The organism is Pseudomonas cerasi (assembly GCF_027983475.1).
Classification (GTDB): Bacteria; Pseudomonadota; Gammaproteobacteria; order Pseudomonadales; family Pseudomonadaceae; genus Aquipseudomonas; species Aquipseudomonas cerasi.
On the sequence record NZ_JAQJVM010000001.1, the window covers coordinates 671,563 to 689,134 of the forward strand.

General features: G+C 58.7%; 17 protein-coding genes. 8 read left to right on the plus strand and 9 right to left on the minus strand.

Annotation, left to right across the window (positions count from 1 at the left end):
- Positions 1-29 precede the first annotated feature (29 nt).
- A complete protein-coding gene (locus PI739_RS03110; protein ID WP_003368327.1) occupies positions 30-422 on the plus strand; it encodes a VOC family protein in 393 nt (130 codons plus the stop codon).
- Between the two features lie 32 nt (positions 423-454).
- Here the strand turns inward: PI739_RS03110 and PI739_RS03115 are convergent, their stop codons facing one another.
- Positions 455-973, minus strand: coding sequence for a cupin domain-containing protein (locus tag PI739_RS03115; RefSeq protein ID WP_054080794.1), 519 nt, complete (start codon positions 971-973; stop codon positions 455-457).
- A gap of 247 nt (positions 974-1,220) precedes the next feature.
- Between PI739_RS03115 and PI739_RS03120 the strand changes: the two genes are divergently transcribed.
- The 5 genes from PI739_RS03120 (at position 1,221) to PI739_RS03140 (ending at position 5,239) form a co-directional block, all read left to right on the plus strand.
- Positions 1,221-2,630 (plus strand): DUF4329 domain-containing protein, encoded by a 1,410-nt coding sequence (locus tag PI739_RS03120; protein WP_054080795.1) that lies wholly within the window; start codon positions 1,221-1,223, stop codon positions 2,628-2,630.
- A gap of 206 nt (positions 2,631-2,836) precedes the next feature.
- Positions 2,837-3,610, plus strand: a complete 774-nt coding sequence (locus tag PI739_RS03125) for a BamJ family beta-barrel-assembly machinery protein (RefSeq protein WP_003368330.1) — start codon at positions 2,837-2,839, stop codon at positions 3,608-3,610.
- 366 nt (positions 3,611-3,976) lie between these two features.
- Entirely contained in the window at positions 3,977-4,429 is a 453-nt protein-coding gene (locus tag PI739_RS03130) for a YkvA family protein (protein WP_003430931.1), read from the plus strand.
- A gap of 100 nt (positions 4,430-4,529) precedes the next feature.
- Positions 4,530-4,871 (plus strand): helix-turn-helix domain-containing protein, encoded by a 342-nt coding sequence (locus PI739_RS03135; protein WP_003368334.1) that lies wholly within the window; start codon positions 4,530-4,532, stop codon positions 4,869-4,871.
- Positions 4,868-5,239, plus strand: a complete 372-nt coding sequence (locus PI739_RS03140) for a hypothetical protein (RefSeq protein ID WP_003430937.1) — start codon at positions 4,868-4,870, stop codon at positions 5,237-5,239. Before PI739_RS03135 ends, PI739_RS03140 begins: the two co-directional genes overlap by 4 nt.
- A gap of 17 nt (positions 5,240-5,256) precedes the next feature.
- On the opposite strand, the gene PI739_RS03145 is transcribed toward PI739_RS03140, so the two are convergent.
- Both PI739_RS03145 and PI739_RS03150 read right to left on the minus strand, forming a co-directional pair.
- Positions 5,257-7,029 (minus strand): GGDEF domain-containing protein, encoded by a 1,773-nt coding sequence (locus PI739_RS03145; protein ID WP_032609117.1) that lies wholly within the window; start codon positions 7,027-7,029, stop codon positions 5,257-5,259.
- 117 nt (positions 7,030-7,146) lie between these two features.
- Positions 7,147-9,228: a carboxy terminal-processing peptidase gene (locus tag PI739_RS03150; protein ID WP_003430942.1), complete on the minus strand. Its 2,082-nt coding sequence runs from the start codon at positions 9,226-9,228 to the stop codon at positions 7,147-7,149.
- A gap of 138 nt (positions 9,229-9,366) precedes the next feature.
- Here PI739_RS03150 and PI739_RS03155 point away from each other — a divergent pair, with 138 nt between their 5' ends.
- Positions 9,367-10,329: an NAD(P)H-quinone oxidoreductase gene (locus PI739_RS03155; RefSeq protein WP_044309986.1), complete on the plus strand. Its 963-nt coding sequence runs from the start codon at positions 9,367-9,369 to the stop codon at positions 10,327-10,329.
- Positions 10,330-10,348: 19 nt separating this feature from the next.
- On the opposite strand, the gene PI739_RS03160 is transcribed toward PI739_RS03155, so the two are convergent.
- The 6 genes from PI739_RS03160 to PI739_RS03185 all read right to left on the minus strand — a co-directional run bounded on the left by PI739_RS03160 (position 10,349) and on the right by PI739_RS03185 (position 15,696).
- A complete protein-coding gene (locus PI739_RS03160) occupies positions 10,349-11,002 on the minus strand; it encodes an HAD family hydrolase (protein ID WP_003368346.1) in 654 nt (217 codons plus the stop codon).
- A 127-nt stretch (positions 11,003-11,129) separates the two neighbouring features.
- Entirely contained in the window at positions 11,130-12,119 is a 990-nt protein-coding gene (locus tag PI739_RS03165; RefSeq protein ID WP_003430947.1) for an ABC transporter ATP-binding protein, read from the minus strand.
- A gap of 1 nt (position 12,120) precedes the next feature.
- On the minus strand, positions 12,121-12,918 hold the full coding sequence (locus tag PI739_RS03170) for an ABC transporter permease (RefSeq protein ID WP_054080796.1): 798 nt from the start codon (positions 12,916-12,918) through the stop codon (positions 12,121-12,123).
- On the minus strand, positions 12,905-13,747 hold the full coding sequence (locus tag PI739_RS03175) for an ABC transporter permease (RefSeq protein ID WP_003430949.1): 843 nt from the start codon (positions 13,745-13,747) through the stop codon (positions 12,905-12,907). The genes PI739_RS03170 and PI739_RS03175 overlap by 14 nt, the downstream gene beginning before the upstream one ends.
- The gene (locus PI739_RS03180) at positions 13,744-14,550 is read right to left on the minus strand and encodes an alkaline phosphatase family protein (RefSeq protein WP_054080797.1); all 807 of its coding nucleotides are present in this window, start codon (positions 14,548-14,550) and stop codon (positions 13,744-13,746) included. Before PI739_RS03180 ends, PI739_RS03175 begins: the two co-directional genes overlap by 4 nt.
- A 78-nt stretch (positions 14,551-14,628) precedes the next feature.
- On the minus strand, positions 14,629-15,696 hold the full coding sequence (locus tag PI739_RS03185) for an ABC transporter substrate-binding protein (RefSeq protein ID WP_003368360.1): 1,068 nt from the start codon (positions 15,694-15,696) through the stop codon (positions 14,629-14,631).
- 354 nt (positions 15,697-16,050) lie between these two features.
- Between PI739_RS03185 and PI739_RS03190 the strand changes: the two genes are divergently transcribed.
- Positions 16,051-16,770, plus strand: coding sequence for a UTRA domain-containing protein (locus PI739_RS03190; RefSeq protein WP_003368362.1), 720 nt, complete (start codon positions 16,051-16,053; stop codon positions 16,768-16,770).
- The last annotated feature ends 802 nt before the right edge of the window (positions 16,771-17,572 follow it).

Below are 17,572 nucleotides of genomic sequence, written 5' to 3' on the forward strand. Positions count from 1 at the left end.
AGAACTCTATTTCAAACGGAGCTGATCCCGTGATTGATCATCTGGACCACCTGGTACTGACCACTGCCGATATCGACGCCTGCAAGGACTTTTACGTACGCGTTCTGGGGATGACCCCTGAACGCTTTCGTCAGGGGCGTCTGGCATTCCGCTTCGGCAATCAGAAAATCAACGTTCATGAACGCGGCAAGGAGTTCGAGCCCAAGGCTCATTTGCCAGTACCGGGTGCGCTGGATCTGTGTTTCATCGCCACCATCCCGCTGGAGCAGGTGATTGTGCACCTGCAGGAGCAGGACTGGCCGATCGTCGAAGGCCCGGTCGAGCGCACCGGTGCTACCGGGCCGATCTGGTCGGTGTATGTGCGTGATCCGGATCTGAACCTGATCGAAATTTCCGAGCCAGCGGCGGATGTGTCGATTTAATCGCACTCTATGAGGGCGGCTGCATCACTGCATCAGCAGCCCTTCGCAGGCGCTCCGTCTTTCGGCACGAACGCGCCTTTGTCACCTGGCTTGGTGATGATGTACGCGCGTCGCCACGGCTGGTCGTCGATCAGTTTCCAGCGATGGCCAGGGCCGGTGGTGTCCTGCGCCAGCAACACTTCTCCGGGGTGCAGGACAAAGTTCTCGCCGCCGGTGGTGGAAAATTCCAGAGTGCCGGACAGGGTGATCACGTACTGCTCTTCGGGTGCCGGATGCCAGTCATAGGTGGAGTGCGCCGGGGTTTCCTTGAAGTGCAGGGTGCTGACATCGGTCATGGCTTTTTGATCGATCGAACCCACGATAACGTGTGACAGATTGTCGGGGCCTGTGCACAGGCGGTAGGCCTTGATGCCCTCAGTGACAACCAACGGCGGCTTCTTGGCGGCATAGGCTGCGCTGACCGGCAACAGGGCTGCTGTGGCGATCAAGGCCAGGCTTGCCAATTGGCGAGCTGTCGAGCGCGTTGAGCGAAAACGAGTGGTCGGTTGCATAAAAATGTTCCTGAGCACGACAAACTGCGTAAGCCCTGGTCGCCAGTCGCGATGGTCGACGCAGGGTCTGGGCCGATTCGCCCACGCCGCGGATCGAAGCACATCCCGGAACGCTTAAAAATTATCTTTAATTTCATGTTGTTCGGCGCTGGCTGATCTACATAACGTCATATTCATCTATGTCACTCGCTGTCTCGGGTTTCCTTACGCTCATGGCTCAATCAGTCAGGCTTTCAAGGAACCGTGCATGCACCCCAGAAAAAGACTCTTCAAGCGATCCATCGATCACCACCCCGATATGCCGACGCTCAGCGCGCCGTTCGATCATCCTGATGATGCGGCGCGTTATGCTCATGAGCGGATCGGCGACCGGCGTGATCGCGAATACGGCGGTTTCATTCTGGTTCGCAGGGATGGCAAATACATCGCGACCGAACCCATGAACGGCAGCCAGTTCAGCTTCGATCCCAATGAAGTCTTCCCGCGCAACGAGCAGGAAGGTTATGTGCTCTACCCGCATGGGCATGACGACTATGCGGTCTACCATTCTCACCCGTCACTGCAGGCCGGGCTCGACGAGTGGCCGGAGAGTGAAAAGGTCACTTACCCGAACAGCCTTTCAGTCGGCGACATTTACGCAGTGATCGATGATCAGAAGGTGTGTTCGGCGACCTATCTTTCCGGGCCTGACGGTTCCCTGATCAAATACACACTGTCTCGCTCTGCCGCCGAAGACGCCTTGTTTGCGCGCGTCTCCGGTCCGCCGAGCATGCCGCACCTGTGTGAACTCAGCCAGATCCACCAGGCGTTGCAGAACCTCAGCATGATGCCCAGTGATGTGGTTCGTCTGCTGGCCGGTGCCGGGGATCTGCGCGTGATAGTGCCCAGCCTACTGTGGGGACGGGTGGGCAAAGTGCTGGCCGACTGGCACCCGTATCCTGACGCAACCGCTGCTCGCGCGGCGCCGGTCAAATCGCCCGCAAGCTGCGACGTGCAATGGCCGCCCCGATCTTTGAGCCTCAGCGCGCCGTTCGACAGCGCCGACGAGGCTGCACGCTACGCACATGGCCGTATCGGCAGTCGTATTCATTCACAGATCATCGGTTTTCTTCTGTTCAATCCGGTCACCCGAGCCTATCGGATTGCCGAGCCGACGCTCGATGACGGCATGCCAGTGTATGCGCCGTGTTCGGCGTTCCATCCCGATGCGTATTACCGGCCTGCATTGCCTGACGGCTATCGTGTGGACGGTATGTATTTTTGTTCAGCCAATCTGGCCGTCGAGGGTGGGCGTGAAGTGATGAACGATTTCTTCGAGCCGGATGACCTGCATCGGATGTTCAGCTATCGGCACAAACCGGCCCAGCGCCGCAAAGGCATGCCGATTCGCTATGGTTTCGAAATGTCCGCCGTTTATTTCTCGGCAGCCGACGGCGCACTGCTTTGTTACACACCCAGCCAGTCCGACGAGGAGTTTCAACTGTTGCAAAGCGTATCGCGTGTCTATTCGGGGGGCGGGTCCATTCAGGCGCAACTCGCGGCCGGTACCCTCAGCGTGCAGGATTTCGTCCTTCGGGTGGCGCGGGCCGGGCATCTGCGCGTGCTGCAGACCAGTGAGCGCTGGCCCGATGCCGGTGTGATCAGTCCCGTGGGCTGAGCCCTGTGCAGCGTGCCGGCGCCTTGCCGTCGCGAATCACAAACTGAACTGCAACTGAACAATGCGGTACAGATCCGGGAAAACCTTTGGATACCTGAACTTATCGGCGTTTTCTCCCTCTCATGCCGGTAGCCATTGATCGCGGCGGCCTGATAAGCTCGCGGCTTTACTCGTTTGCCCTTTTGGCGCATGAACAAGGAATTAGCATGAAACAGCATCGGTTGGCAGCGGCGATTGCCCTGGTCGGTCTGGTACTCGCAGGTTGTGACAAGCAAGCCAGCACCGTTGAGCTGAAAACCCCAGCACAAAAAGCGTCTTATGGCATCGGTCTGAACATGGGCAAAAGCCTGGCTCAGGAAGGTATGGATGATCTGGATTCCAAGGCTGTAGCCCTGGGTATCGAAGACGCTGTCGGCAAGAAAGATCAGAAACTCAAGGACGAAGAGCTGGTTGAAGCCTTCTCCGCGCTGCAAAAGCGTTCCGAAGAGCGTCTGGCGAAGATGAGCGAAGAGGCTTCTGCCGCTGGCAAGAAATTCCTCGAAGAGAACGGTAAGAAGGACGGCGTGGTCACCACCGCTTCCGGCCTGCAGTATCAGATCATCAAGAAAGCCGATGGCCCTCAGCCCAAGCCTACCGATGTTGTGACTGTTCACTACGAAGGCAAGCTGATCGACGGCAAGGTCTTCGACAGTTCCGTTGAGCGCGGCAGCCCGATCGACCTGCCTGTTGGCGGTGTGATTCCGGGTTGGGTCGAAGGCCTGCAACTGATGCACGTCGGCGAGAAGATCAAACTCTTCATCCCGAGTGATCTGGCTTACGGCGCACAGAGCCCGAGCCCGGCGATCCCGGCCAACTCGGTACTGGTGTTCGATCTCGAACTGCTGGGTATCAAAGACCCTGCAGCGGCACCGACTGCAGGTGCTGATGCCGACGAAGAAGAAGAGGCAGCCCCTGCCGCTTCGGCTCCGGCCAAGAAGTAACGCTCTACCTGGCTACAGAAAACGCCCTGTCTCGACAGGGCGTTTTTGTGTCCGGCTTATTTCCCGAACGCTTGGCCATTCGGGCAGTCCCACTACCATGGATGCATGCAAAAGCATTGTCCGACAGTCCGGCAGGATCAAGGCACTCGTCTCATAGAGGGTATCGGGTTCACACGTTTGTAGTTTTTTTGTGAGTAAAAAACGCCCGATTTGACTGTGGCCCCCCGAAAACGGGGGGTTGAGGCTGGAAAAAAGCCACTGTTCACAAGGTTATCCACAATTATTGTGGATAACCTTGTGGCTTTGGCCAGGCAGGTCCAGCGGACCTGCTTTTATCGAACGACATTTTGCTGAGCGGGAGTGGGTATGAAAGCACCGTGGAATTTTATCCGTTATCTGCCCGGAGCCCGGCGTCTGCTGGCAGCCGGGCGATTGCCAGGGCTATTGTTCGCTGTCGCGCGCAAGGGCAACAGTGAAGGTAATCGTCTCGGCAAGCTCAAGGAAGACCTGCGTTTGCTGCAGGCCTTGTGCCTGGCTTACTGGCGGGGCGAATACCGCAGCATCAGCCCCAAAGCGATTCTGTCCATCGTCGCCGGTCTGATGTACTTCCTCAGCCCGCTGGATGCGATCCCCGACTGGATACCCGGCCTCGGCATGCTCGATGACATCGCCGTGCTTGCATGGGTTACCAAGCACTTGAGCAATGAACTGGATGCCTTTCGTGCATGGCGGGCGCAGCAATCGCCCGAGAAACTCATCGTGGTCGAGCAACTGCCGAAGACTCAGGCACTGCTGGAGCAAGAGCGGGGTAAGGTGTAAGTCTCACGGATTGAGCACAAGCCCTGGCGTTCCGCTGTTAAGATGCCTGCCTATGGATCAGGCCTGATCAGTATGCGGTCGTGTAGTACAAGGTGACTCTATGGATCTTCAAGTGATATCCCGTGACGGGGAGCCTGAATATGCAGTGCTGCCCTGGGCGCAGTATCAAGCGCTGCTCAAGGCTGCCGGACTGGCCGGCAAACCGTCCAGCGAGCCAGCTGTATCGACTTCCGGCACTACCGCCGGTGAGCTTCCAGGGTTCGATGAGTTGCGTGCACTGCGCGAGGCCAAGGGCCTTGAAGCGGCGAGCCTGGCGCGTACCGTCGGGATCAGCCCGTCCTATCTGGAATTGATCGAGAACGGTACTCGTGAGCCGGACGGCGCGATCAAGCGCAGCCTGGCGTGGGAGCTTGGGGTGCCGGGCTGGCGAGGTGAGTCGTGAGCGTGCGCATCAGTCGTCAGCATTGGGACGGGCTGCTCAATGAGCTCGATCTGGCCCGTCGCCAACGGCATTTGCTGACCTATCGCGCGCTGGTGGAACGCTTGCAACTGCCCAGTCCGGCGATGCAGACCCTGACGGCGGCTCTTGAGCACCTCGCCGCCATGGATGCCCGCGCTGAACAGCCCTTGCGCAGTTCGCTGGTCATCAGCCAGGGCGCAAGCCGCCTGCCGCGTCCTGGTTTTTTCGAGTGTGCCGAACGCCTGGGCCGTTTCTCCGGACCTTCGGACGGCGTCGCGGCAGCCTCATGGCACGCCTCGGAAGTGGTTCGGGTGTTCGAATACAGTTATCCGGAAGTTGAAGCGCAGTAGGGGAATGGCACCGGCCCTCACGCCTGCATCAACAAATCCAGCCGCGTCGAGTCTATGACGTGAATGCTTGCGCCGGCGACATCCTTGGCGAAGTGCTTGGCCTGTGAAGCGAGGTCGGCCAGTTGGCTGGCATCGACCAACGTGCAGCTTTCTTCATGCAGGTGCACCACCCCAATCGACAGCGACAGCAGGGGGAATTCCTGGCGTTGGCCCTGCCGGTTGAGGGCGATGAAGCACCCGGCTTCCAGGTGTTCTGCGCGGTAGAAACGACGGCATTGATTCTGAAAATCATCCAGCAGGCTTTTCAGGCGTCGTTCCCAGTCATCAAAGCCCAGCACCATCAGAAAATCATCTCCGCCGATGTGCCCGACAAAGTCCCTGGCCGGATCGATGCGGTCGTTGAGGCATTGCGCCAGACACAGCAGCACCTCGTCGCCACGGGCATAACCGTAGATGTCGTTGAAGGGCTTGAAACTGTCGATGTCCACGTAGCAGATCATCGATGCGCGGCCTTGCTGCAGCAGTCGAGTCAGGCACTGCTGAATCGGGACGTTGCCGGGCAGCAGGGTCAGCGGGTTGGCGTAACGTGCCTGCTGGATCTTCATTTCGGTAATCAGCTTGAGCACGTCGATCACCCGGCCCAGCCCAAGATAGGTACCGTTCGAGGTGATGATGAAATCCTCCTCGATGCGTTGCCGGGCACGGCTGGTCAACAGCCGGCTGACCTGTTGCAGCGACTGGCTGACTTCCACGGCCAGAAAGTCACTGCTCATCAGACGGCTGATCGGTTTGCGGGCAAACAGCTCGGTGCCGAAGGGCTTGAGCAGGGCCTCGGACAATGAGTGCCGGTGGACGATGCCACACGGTCGGGCGTCGTCATCCAGCACCGCCAAAGAGTTGAGGTTGGCCTGCCTGCGAAACGCTTCCAGCACTTCAGCAGTGGGAGTTGACTGGCTGACCGATGGCTGCGGGTTGAGCAGGGCAGACAGGTCGGCCGCTTCTTCGTTGAGCGGCGTCACTGCGATCTCTGTCCTGGGCAGCATGGCGCGAGTGTCGCGCGGCGGGCGCTCCTGAGGGCGCGCTAGCAGATAGCCTTGAACCAGGTTCACGCCCATGTCTTTCAGCGTCGCCAGCTCTTCGGGCAATTCGATGCCTTCGGCAATCACCGTCGCTCTGGAAGCCTTGGCCATCTGCAGCATGGAGCCGACGAACTCGCGCTTCACCGCATCCTGATGAATGCCGTCGATGAAGTGCCGATCGATTTTCACATAGTCCGGGCGCAGCTCCGACCACAGTCGCAAGCTCGAATAACCGGCACCGAGATCGTCCAGCGCAATGGAGAAGCCCATGTCGCGATAGTGATGCAAGGCGTTGTACAGCAGGTCGAAATCGTCGGTAGGCATCTGCTCGGTCAGTTCGATGACCACGTCCTTCGGCGCGATGAGGTATCGGCGCAGCATTTCCAGCGTCCGACCCGGAGGATGAGAGCTTTCGAGCAGCGATTCGGGAGAGACGTTGAGAAACAGCTTGCCCGGCAACTTCTGCTGACTGAAACGTCGGCAGGCGCTGTCTCGGCAACTTAACTCCAGCTCGCTCAAACGCCCGGCCTGGCGGGCGATGGCGAACAGATTCAGGGGCGAGTGCAGGGCGCTGTTGGACGGGCCGCGGGTCAAGGCTTCATAGCCCAGAATCCGGTGCTCCGACAGCGAGACGATGGGTTGGAACAAGCTGTGCAAATCACCACGAGCCAGAATGGAACTCAGTGCGCTCAGCTGCTCTGTTATGGTCATGGTCGTCTCGGAGAGAATGAAAAAGGGCTGAGCGCTTTCGCGTTCAGCCCCGTATTTCACGACAGCTTCATGACTGTTTGATGACGTTGCGGCTAACTGGCCATCAATGAGCCTGCGTTACTTTTTCGCGACAGCCGCACTCAGACCCAGATAGTCGATGAGAATGCGCCCGGTCTCTGCCAGGTAGGCATCGTCCTCGGGTTTGGTTTTCTCGTCTTCTACCGGCAGCGCGTCTTCATCTTCCTTCTTCAGCTCTTTGAGCGGCTCTTCACCCTTGGCCTTGCGGCGGGTGTTTTCCAGCGCAAGTTGCTTGCTTTCGATAGACGCATGCTCGGCACGACGGTCGGCTTCATTGAGGCTGACGGTCTTCTCGTTCATCAGCTTCTTGGCCAGCGCCAGGCGATCCTCGATGAACACGAACTCGGCGTCTTTTGCCGAACGTGCTTCATGACGCGCCTGCAATTGGGCCAGGAACGGCTTGAACGGGTCGATTGCCGGCTTGATCGCCGGTTTGATGCTGTCCCACGGCATGGCTTCGGGCAGCGCGCTCTCGCCGATTTCCTTGGTGTCGATCAGCGATGGGTACGTGATGTCCGGTACCACGCCCTGATGCTGGGTGCTCTGACCGGAAACCCGATAGAACTTGGCCAGTGTCAGTTTCAGTTCGCCGTGATTGAGCGGCTGAATGGTCTGCACGGTGCCTTTACCGAAGGTCTGGCCACCGATCACCAGCGCGCGGTGATAATCCTGCATCGCCCCGGCGAAAATCTCCGACGCCGACGCAGACAGACGGTTGACCAGCAATGCCATCGGGCCTTTGTAGAACGCGCCCTTGGCTTCGTCTTCCAGGACGTCGACCTTGCCGTCGGCATTACGCACCAGCACGGTCGGGCCCTTGTCGATGAACAGGCTGGTCAGCTCGGTGGCTTCCTGCAACGAACCACCACCGTTGTTGCGCAGATCCAGTACCACACCGTCGACCTTCTCGGCCTGCAATTCGGTGAGCAGTTTCTTCACGTCACGGGTAGTGCTCTTGTATTCAGGATCGCCAGCCCGGTAGGCCTTGAAGTCCAGATAGAAGGCTGGAATGTCGATGACCCCGAGCTTGTAATCCTTGCCGTCCTGCTTGAGGTGCAGGATCGACTTCTTGGCCGCCTGTTCTTCAAGCTTCACCGCTTCACGGGTAATGGCAACGATCTTGCTGGTCTGGTCGTTCGGTGCATTGCTGGCCGGGATGATCTCCAGGCGTACCACCGAGCCTTTCGGACCGCGAATCAGCTTGACCACTTCATCGAGGCGCCAGCCGATCACGTCGACCATTTCCTTGTCGCCCTGGGCAACGGCCACGATCTTGTCGGCCGGAGCGACCTGTTTGGTCTTGGCCGCCGGACCTGCCGGGACCAGACGCACGATCTTCACGTTGTCGTTGTCGCTTTGCAACACGGCGCCGATGCCTTCCAGCGACAGGCTCATGTTGATGTCGAAGTTCTCCGCGCTGTCAGGTGACAGGTAGTTGGTGTGCGGGTCGTAGGACATGGCGAACGTGTTGATGTAGGCCTGGAAGATATCTTCGGCACGGGTCTGGTTCAGACGCGCCTGCTGATTCTTGTAGCGCTTGGTCAGGGTTTCCTGAATCTTCGCCGGGTCCTTGCCTGCAATCTTCAGACGCAGGACTTCATCCTTGATGCGCTTGCGCCACAGTTCGTCGAGCTCGGCAGTATCCTTGGGCCATGCGGCGTCCTTGCGGTCGACCAGCAGGGTTTCCTTGGTATTGAAGTCGAGCTTGTCGACGCCCTTGCCCAACTCGGCCAGCGCAAAATTCAGACGCGCATTGACGCGGTCCAGATAGCGCTTGTAGATGGTGAAGCCGGCGTTCAGGTCGCCGCTTTTCAGGAAGTCGTCGAACTGGAACTGCCATTTGTCGAAATCGGCAATGTCGCTGGCCATGAAATAGCTGCGCGAGGGGTCCAGTTGCTTGATGTAGCTCTGGTAAATAATCGCCGAACGCTTGTCGTCCAGGGGCGGCTTGCTGTAGTGATGTCGTTTGAGCAGCTCAACCACGTTGAGGCTGGCAATCACTTCGTCGCGGTCCGGCTGAAGATTATCCCAGCTGTTGGCGGCAAAGGTACTGGCTGACATCGGCAAAACGCTAAGGCCGACAAACAGTGCGAGGGCAGTGCTGGGGAATAATTGCTTCATGCTGATTCGACGCGAGGACAATTGATAACGCATATTAGGCCGTCTTTGAGGTCGCCGGTTCCTTTGGACCCGGCCGCATAATGCAAAAGCCCGGGCAAAACAGCCACGGGCTCAGTCTGGACTCACTATGGAGGCACCGTGAAGGCATTGCAAGGCGTTGAAGGACATGTGGAATGGGTCGAGGAGCCGAGTCCGGCCCTCGATGTGGGGCAGGTACGTATCAAAGTGGCTGCGGCAGGTTTGAATCGTGCCGATCTGTTACAGCGCGAAGGCAAGTATCCGCCGCCGCCCGGCGTCACTCAGACGCTGGGTCTGGAGTGCTCCGGCGTGATCGCCGAAGTCGGTCCGGGTACCTCCTGGGTCGTCGGAGACCGCGTCTGCGCGCTGTTGGCGGGCGGGGCGATGGCCGAAGAAGTGGTGGTCGATGGGCGACACGTGCTGCCGGTACCGGAAGGTCTGTCGCTGCACGAGGCGGCCGCCATTCCCGAGGTCTATGCCACTGCGTGGTTGAACCTGTTCGAGCTCGCCGGGCTCAAGCCTGGCGAGAAGGTTTTGCTGCACGCTGGCGCAAGTGGGGTTGGTTCAGCCGGGATTCAGCTTTGCAAGGCATTTGGCAACCCGGTCTGGGTCAGTGTCGGCTCGACCGAACGTCTGGCCTATTGCGTCGAACTGGGTGCTCAGGGCGGTGTGGTACGCAGCGAAAGCCTTGAAGGCCTGAACGACTTTGCACCGTTCAACGTCATCCTCGACCCGGTGGGGGCGAGCTACGCCGAGCTCAACGTCAAACTGCTGGCCCTGGACGGTCGCTGGGTGCTGATCGGCGTCATGAGCGGCCGCGAGGCGCAGGTGGATCTGGCTCACGTACTGGGCAAGCGTATCCGGCTGATGGGTTCGACCTTGCGCAGTCGCGACGACACGTTCAAGGCCGACCTGCTCAGCGACCTGGGCCAGCACGTCTGGCCGCTGTTCACTGAGGGCCGCCTCAAGCCGCAACTGGCGAAATCCTTTGCGATCAAGGATGCCGAGGCGGCGTTCGAAGAGCTGGCGACCAACACGGTGTCCGGCAAGATCGTGCTGGTCATCGACGAAAGCCTGGTCTGATCAGGCGGTGCCTCTGGACTCAGCTCCAGTCGTGCACCGGCCAGCCCGCTTTCTGCGCGTGTTCCAGTAACACGGCATCGGGGTTGACCACGTTAGGGTGGTCAACCTTGAGCAGCAGCGGCAGGTCATTGCGCGAATCCGAATAGAAACTCGCACCCTCGAGATTTTCCCCCTCGGCATCCAGCCATTCCATCAGGCGCGTGATCTTGCCTTCCCGATAGGTCAGCACGCCGACGGTTGCACCGCTGTAGACGCCGTGCTGCACGTCCAGTTCGATACCCAGCACTTCGTCGATCCCGAGGCGTTCGGCGATCGGCTTGACCAAGTGCACGCCCGACGCCGAGATCACCAGAATGCGGTCACCCTTGGCGCGGTGCTTTGCAATGCATGTGCAGGCGTCGCTGTAGATGATCGGCTCGATGACGTCCTCGACCCAAGGGCCGACCAGATGGTCGATTTCTTCAGGGGTACGGCCAGCCATGGGTTCCAGGCTGAAGGCCATGTAGTCTTCCATCGCGAGCTTGCCCTCGCTGTAGGCGGCCATCAGTTCGTCGTTGCGTTGCATGAACGACGTCGAGTCAACCCAGCCCAGGCGACCCATCTGCTCGCTCCAGAGCGTGGCGCAGTCACCACCGATCAGGGTCTCGTCCAGGTCGAAAATTGCCAGGGGCATGTGCGTTTCTCCTAAAAGTCTGTTGAGTCGGCTGTCAGCTTCACGCATGGCGTCTTGATCGGCAAGCGCGTGGCGTTATGCGTGCAGAACGAATTCAGTTCACGGCGCGTTCAGTTCAAGGCAACGCTCAGTTCAAGGCGCAGAGTGCCGACGGTTCAATGTTCAGTGTTACACGCCTTCCGTCCGGGTGCAGGTCGTCGGCGCTGCGGTTCAGTACGTCGACCACAAGGTCTACGCCACGCGCCTGGACCCGGTAGCGGATGACGTTGCCGAGCAGACTGTGACTGCGTACTTCGCCTTCCAGTTCGCCCGTCAGGCTCAATTGGATCGACTCAGGGCGGATCGCCACACGGCTGTTGATCGGGCGCTGCATCAGGCGAGTGGCATCGTCGGCTTCCAGCAGGTTGTAGTTGCCGATGAAGCCTGCGGCGAAAACGTCCACCGGCGCGGTGTACAGTGTCTCGGCGTCACCGCTCTGCACGATCCGGCCCTGGTTCATCAGGAAGATACGGTCTGACAGGGTCAGTGCCTCTTCCTGGTCGTGGGTCACGAAAATAGTGGTCAGGCTCAGCTCGCGCTGAATGGCGCGTATCTGTTCACGCAGGTTCTTGCGAATCCGCGCGTCCAGCGCCGACAGCGGCTCATCGAGCAACAGCAGACGCGGGCGAGTGACCAGCGAGCGCGCCAGCGCCACACGCTGGCATTGCCCGCCGGACAGTTGATGCGGGTAGCGCGTGGCAAAATCGTGCAGCTCGACCATGCGCAGAATCTCGGCAACACGCCTTGAGCTCTCGTCGGCACCGACTTTCTGAATGCGCAGCCCGAAGGCAACGTTTTGCTCGACGGTCATGTTGGGAAACAGCGCATAGCTCTGGAACACCATGCCGATGTTGCGCTTTTGCGGCGTGAGCGGCACCAGGTCGCTGCCATCGAGCAGAATGCGCCCGCTGTTGACCGGGGTCAGCCCGGCAATGCAGCGCAATAACGTGGATTTGCCGCAGCCCGACGGGCCCAGCAAGGTAACGAATTCGCCCTTCGCGATGCTGCAGTTGATATCGCTGAACACTGACGTGCTGGCGTAGCTTTTCTGCAGGTTTTCAATACTGACAAAACTCATCTCAGTCTTTGTCCTTGTTCAGTCGATTGGCGGCCCAGGTCAGCACCAGCACGAAGAGGAAATAGGAAATCACCAGCGCGCTGTTGAAGTGACCACTGCTGTTGCGCATGTTGTTGAGGTAGACCTGCAGGGTTTCATAGCGCGTGCCGACCAGCAGGTTGGCGAACACGAATTCGCCGAACAGGAACGAGAACGACAGCAGCAGGGCAATCATCAGGCCCTTGCGCAGGTTGGGCAGCACGACCATGAACGCCGCCTGCCAGGTGCTGGCGCCGAGCAACTGGGCGGCGTCCATCAGGTCTGTCAGGTTGATGGCCTGCAGGTTGTTGGTGATGGCGCGGTACATGAAGGGCAGGGCGACCGTGAAGTAACAACCAATCAGAATCCACGGTGTACCGACCATCGCCATGGGGCCTGAGCCATACAGCTGCAGCAGGCCGACCGAGGAGACCACGGGCGGCACGGCGAACGGCAGCAGGATGAGGATGTTCATCAGCCCGTCGAGGCGCGGAAAGTAGTAATGCACGACGAACAGCAGGGGCAGAATCAGCACCACCGAAAGGACCAGTGCGCCGACGCAGACCAGCAACGATTGGCCGAACGCCGTCAGAAAGCGTGGGTCGCTCCACAGCGCCACGTACCATTTGAAGGTCAGGCCGCTGGGCAGAATGGTCGCCGACCAACTGGTCGCGACCGAGTACAGGAAGGTGCCGGCCAGTGGCAGCAACAGGATCAGGAACAGCAGGTAGACCACCGTCTTGTGATAAATGCTCGCAGGCCCTCGTTCAACGCGTGACATGGTAGCTCCTTCTCAACAACCACTGATGGACCACGGTGACCAGGGTCATGAGCCCGACCAGAATCATCGCCAGCGCGCTGGCCATGTTCGGATCCAGCGTGATATCCCCCGCGACCATCGCCGCGATACGGATCGGCAATACGTTGAAATTGCCGGTGGTCAGCGCGTAGACCGTGGCATAGGCGCCCAGCGCATTGGCCAGCAGAATGACAAACGTGCCGAGCAGCGCCGGGGTCAGCACCGGCAGGCCGATGTAGCGCCAGAACTGATAGCTGCTGGCTCCCAGCAATGCTGCCGACTCGTTCCAGTCTTCGCGCACGGCATCGAATGCGGGGTAGAGCAGCAGCACGCCGAGTGGGATCTGGAAGTAGGTATAAAGGATGATCAGTCCGGTCTTGGAATACAGGTTGAAGTCATCGATGATCCCGGTCTGCTTGAGGATCAGGGTCAGCGCGCCGTTGAACCCCAGCAGGATGATGAACGCGAACGCCAGTGGAACGCCGGCAAAATTGCTGGTCATGTTGGCGAACGAGTTGACGAAATCGCGCAGCCGCGAATCCACCTTGCGCAGCGAATAGGCACCCAGGATCGAGATGATGATGCCGAACAGGCTCGACCAGAAGCTGATCTCCAGGCTGTACTGAATGGCTTGCCGGTAGAACTTCGAGCTGAACGCCCGGATGAAGTTTTCCCAGCCCCAGCCGGCATCGCTTTGCAGGCTGTGGATCGCGACCCACAGCAGCGGTGCGATCTGAAACACGATGAAAAATACGGCGAAGGGCAGCAGGCACAACAGCCCCAGCCACTTGCCTCGGGAAAAGGTTGTCAATTGAGAATCTCCCGGCAGACCGGTTTGTCGTGCGGCACGCCAAGCAGCTCGCAGACGGTGCCGCACAGATCGATCTGGCGCGGCGCGGCGTCGACATTCAGGCTGAAGGCATCACCGATGACGAACAGCGGCACCTCACGCTCTTCCGGCAACAGCCCGTTGTGCGAGCGGTCATTGTTCATGCCGTGGTCGGCCGTCACCAGCACTTGATAACCCGCATCCAGCCAGCGTTGCAGGTAGTCAGCCAGAATGATGTCTGCGCTGCGGGCGCTGTTGCGGTACTGCGCAGTGTCGAGGCCGTGCTTGTGCCCGGCGTCGTCGATGTTCATGGGGTGGATCAGCAGAAAGTTCGGGGCGTGCCCGAGGCGCAGGCTTTCGGCGTCGGCGAACAGGTGCGAATCAGGGTAGTGATCGGCCCAGTAGAACAGTCCGTGCTGAATCGGCAGATCCGTGGCTTCCGTATGGCGATCGCGTGCCGGGTCGAACGGGGTGCTGTTGTACAGCTCGCTGACCCAGTGATAGGCCGCTGCTGCAGTGCTCAGCCCGGCGTCGCGAGCATAGTGAAAGATGCTGCGCTGATTCGACAGGCGCGAGACGTTGTTATGCACGATGCCGCTGTCGATGGGCGCGACACCGGTCAGTATGCATTCGTAAAGGGGGCGTGAGAGGGCGGGCAGTTCGCATTCCATCTTGTAGAGCGCGGCCCGGCCCGCATCATGCCAGGCTTGCAGGTGCCCCATCGCATGGCGTGCGACTTCGTAATTGAGGCCGTCCAGCACGATCAGGATGACGTTGTGTTTCATGGGCGACTCGCTTTGAAAGAACGGGCGAGACTGGCTCGCCCGGAGTACACGACTTCATCCCTGAGCCGCAGGAGAGGATCAGTTCATCTCGATGATGACCTGCTCGTTCCACATCTGCGGCAGCGCTTTGGAAGTTTTCTCCCACGCCTCTGCGTTCTCGATTGGCTTGGCGTTTTTGTACTGGTCTTGCGGCAGCAGTTTGGCTTGAACATCTTCAGGCAGTTTGATGTGCTCTACGCGAATCGGGCGTGCATTGCCCTTGGCCAGATTGATCTGACCCGCGTCGCTGAAGGTGTATTCACGCGCCAGCTTGGCGGCGTTCGGATGTTTGGCATACTTGTTGATGATGGTGGTGTAGCCGGAAATCACCGAGCCGTCCGAAGGGATCAGCACGACGTAATCATCGGGTTTGGTCATCTTGGCTTTGTAGCTCAGGCCGTTGAAGTCCCAGACCACACCGACTTCGATTTCGCCTTTCTCGATGGTCTGAATGGTCGGGTTGGCCAGCGACAGACGCTTCTGTTTGGCCAGATCGGTGAACAGTGCCAGGCCCGGTGCGATGTTGGTTTCGTCACCTTTCATGGCGATGGCCGCTGCCAGTACACCGTTGGCAGCCTGAGCCGCAGTGCTCACGTCGCCGATGGACACCTTGTATTTGCCGGTTTTCAGGTCAGCCCAGCTTTTCGGGATTTCAGAGCCGTGCAGCAGGTTTTTGTTGACGATGAAGGCGATGGTGCCGGTGTAGGCCAGCGCCCAGTGGCCGTCCTTGTCCTTGGCCCAGGTCGGGATCTGATCCCAGGTAGTTGGCTTGTAAGGCTGGGTAACGCCTTTTGCTGTGGCGATAGGGCCGAACGCTGCGCCTACGTCGCCAATGTCACCGCTGGCGTTGTCTTTCTCCGCCTCGAACTTGGCGATCTCCTGGGCCGAACTCATGTCGGTGTCCATGTGCTTGAGGCCATATTTGGCTTCCAGGTCTTTCCAGATGCCGCCCCAGTTTGCCCAGTCATCCGGCATGCCGAGGCTGTTGACCGCGCCTTCAGCCTTGGCCGCAGCCTCCAGCGTTTTAAGATCCGTGTCCGCAGCCATGACCAGCGAACTCATTGCCATGGCTGAACCGAGGAGTGATGCCAACAAAAGATGTTTCATTCGGAGCTCCTAGTGCACTTCTTGAGAAAAGTGTTCGTTGCGGATTATTTGGTCTAGATCAGCAATACCTGAGCCAAGTTAGGCTTTTTGCATGACATTTTCGTGTCGTGTTGCACGGACAAAAGCGTTTTTCACGGGCCCCGGCAGTGCCTGGCGCTAAGCGTAGACCATCGCAATGGGCCTGTTGGGCAGGGGGTTATAGGCTCTTTTCGGCGCAGTTGGCATGCAACGTGATTTGTCCTGTAACAGTACAGTCATGTCCCCGGCCTAGGCTCACGGCAAGGGAGTCAACGGCGTTGGCTGCACTGATGTATGCCTCGTAACAGGGCTGGTCTAGTCCAGACGGATACCGGAATGCGCGAAGATGTGCCACGGGCTGTAACAACCATTTGCCATGCGCTGCAGGAGCAGATCGAACATGGTTTGTTGCCGCATGGCAGCAAGTTGCCTGCAGAGCGCAAGCTCAGCGAGGTATTCGCCACCACCCGCATCACCTTGCGTGAAGCGCTGTTGCAGCTTGAGGCGCAGGGGTTGATCTATCGGGAAGAGCGGCGTGGCTGGTTCATCTCGCCGCCGCGACTGGCCTATGACCTGATCAGGCGTAGCCATTTCCACGCAATGGTCTGTGCCCAGGGAAGGGTGCCGCACACCCGGCTTCTGTCTGCACGCCTGCAACCTGCTTCAGCGATGATCTGCGAAATGCTGGAACTGCCGGCGCTGTCGAGCGTGATCCAGATCTGTCGCGCGCGACGGATCGATCAGCGTCTGGTGCTGTATGTCGAGCACTACCTGAGACCGGAGTTGTTCCCCGGCATTCTCGAACACGACCTGAACGAATCGCTCAGTGAACTCTACGCCCGCCGCTATGACATTCATTACGGTCGGGTGCGCTTCGACATGGTCCCCACGGCGCTGCACAGCGAAGCAGCCGCTGCACTGAAGGTTTCACTGGGTAGCCCGGGCCTGCGCATTGCACGTGTCAATTATGATCGGAAAGATCGGTTGATCGACTGTGACCTCGAATACTGGCGTCATGATGCTATTCATGTGCGCGCAGAGGTGAACGGCGACTGAATGCCGGTGTGGCAAACCCACTTCCCAAGCGCGGTCTGTGCCACCGTTAGTTCGCTGTTTTCTATAAATAAATACTCATTTCGTTGATAAGAATGTGTGCAATGTACAGCCTGTTTAATAGGTTTTGTATAATGCATACATTTGATTAACAAAAAAAATTAATGAGTATTATTCTATTGTTGCTGGCGAGGTGGCGTTAAATTAGTTGGTTTTTTTGATGAAATTTCCCAGAGTAATTATTCTAGTTTTCAGCGGATTTAAGAAAAATCTTAATATTAATTAATGTTTGTTAGTGGGGTGTGGTAGGTTTTTGGTGTGGAAGGATAGGCGCTGTTTAGTTGGTATTATTTGCACGATCGTTCCATGTTTGGATTAAGGCTGACATGGCAGTTGTCCTATAAAGCAATGCTTGATAAGTGCGGCTGCTTTTATTTAAAGGATCTATGAGGATGCTGTAATGACTCTCGACAAGGCGTTGGTGCTGCGTACCTGTGCAAATAACATGGCCGATCACTGCGGCCTTATATGGCCCGCGTCCGGCACGGTGGAATCCAGATACTGGCAGTCAACCAGGCGGCATGAGAATGGTCTGGTCGGTTTACTGTGGGGCGCTGGAACCAGCGCTTTTCTAAGCGTGCATGCCGATGCTCGATGGATTGTCTGTGAAGTTGCCGTTGCAGACATCATCAGTCTGGAAGAGCCGGGAATGGTCAAGTTTCCGCGGGCCGAGGTGGTTCATGTCGGCGACAGGATCAGCGCGTCACACTTCATTTCGGCACGTCAGGCCGACCCTGCGTCAACG

What these genes read in the sequence shown, in the direction of transcription:
- PI739_RS03170 (WP_054080796.1), bottom strand. Translation starts at nt 12,918, where the DNA reads ATGTCACGCGTTGAACGAGGGCCTGCGAGCATTTATCACAAGACGGTG.
- PI739_RS03130 (WP_003430931.1), top strand. Translation starts at nt 3,977, where the DNA reads ATGAAAGCACCGTGGAATTTTATCCGTTATCTGCCCGGAGCCCGGCGT.
- PI739_RS03145 (WP_032609117.1), bottom strand. Translation starts at nt 7,029, where the DNA reads ATGACCATAACAGAGCAGCTGAGCGCACTGAGTTCCATTCTGGCTCGT.
- PI739_RS03150 (WP_003430942.1), bottom strand. Translation starts at nt 9,228, where the DNA reads ATGAAGCAATTATTCCCCAGCACTGCCCTCGCACTGTTTGTCGGCCTT.
- PI739_RS03125 (WP_003368330.1), top strand. Translation starts at nt 2,837, where the DNA reads ATGAAACAGCATCGGTTGGCAGCGGCGATTGCCCTGGTCGGTCTGGTA.
- PI739_RS03185 (WP_003368360.1), bottom strand. Translation starts at nt 15,696, where the DNA reads ATGAAACATCTTTTGTTGGCATCACTCCTCGGTTCAGCCATGGCAATG.
- PI739_RS03115 (WP_054080794.1), bottom strand. Translation starts at nt 973, where the DNA reads ATGCAACCGACCACTCGTTTTCGCTCAACGCGCTCGACAGCTCGCCAA.
- PI739_RS03135 (WP_003368334.1), top strand. Translation starts at nt 4,530, where the DNA reads ATGGATCTTCAAGTGATATCCCGTGACGGGGAGCCTGAATATGCAGTG.
- PI739_RS03165 (WP_003430947.1), bottom strand. Translation starts at nt 12,119, where the DNA reads ATGAGTTTTGTCAGTATTGAAAACCTGCAGAAAAGCTACGCCAGCACG.
- PI739_RS03180 (WP_054080797.1), bottom strand. Translation starts at nt 14,550, where the DNA reads ATGAAACACAACGTCATCCTGATCGTGCTGGACGGCCTCAATTACGAA.
- PI739_RS03120 (WP_054080795.1), top strand. Translation starts at nt 1,221, where the DNA reads ATGCACCCCAGAAAAAGACTCTTCAAGCGATCCATCGATCACCACCCC.
- PI739_RS03190 (WP_003368362.1), top strand. Translation starts at nt 16,051, where the DNA reads ATGCGCGAAGATGTGCCACGGGCTGTAACAACCATTTGCCATGCGCTG.
- PI739_RS03160 (WP_003368346.1), bottom strand. Translation starts at nt 11,002, where the DNA reads ATGCCCCTGGCAATTTTCGACCTGGACGAGACCCTGATCGGTGGTGAC.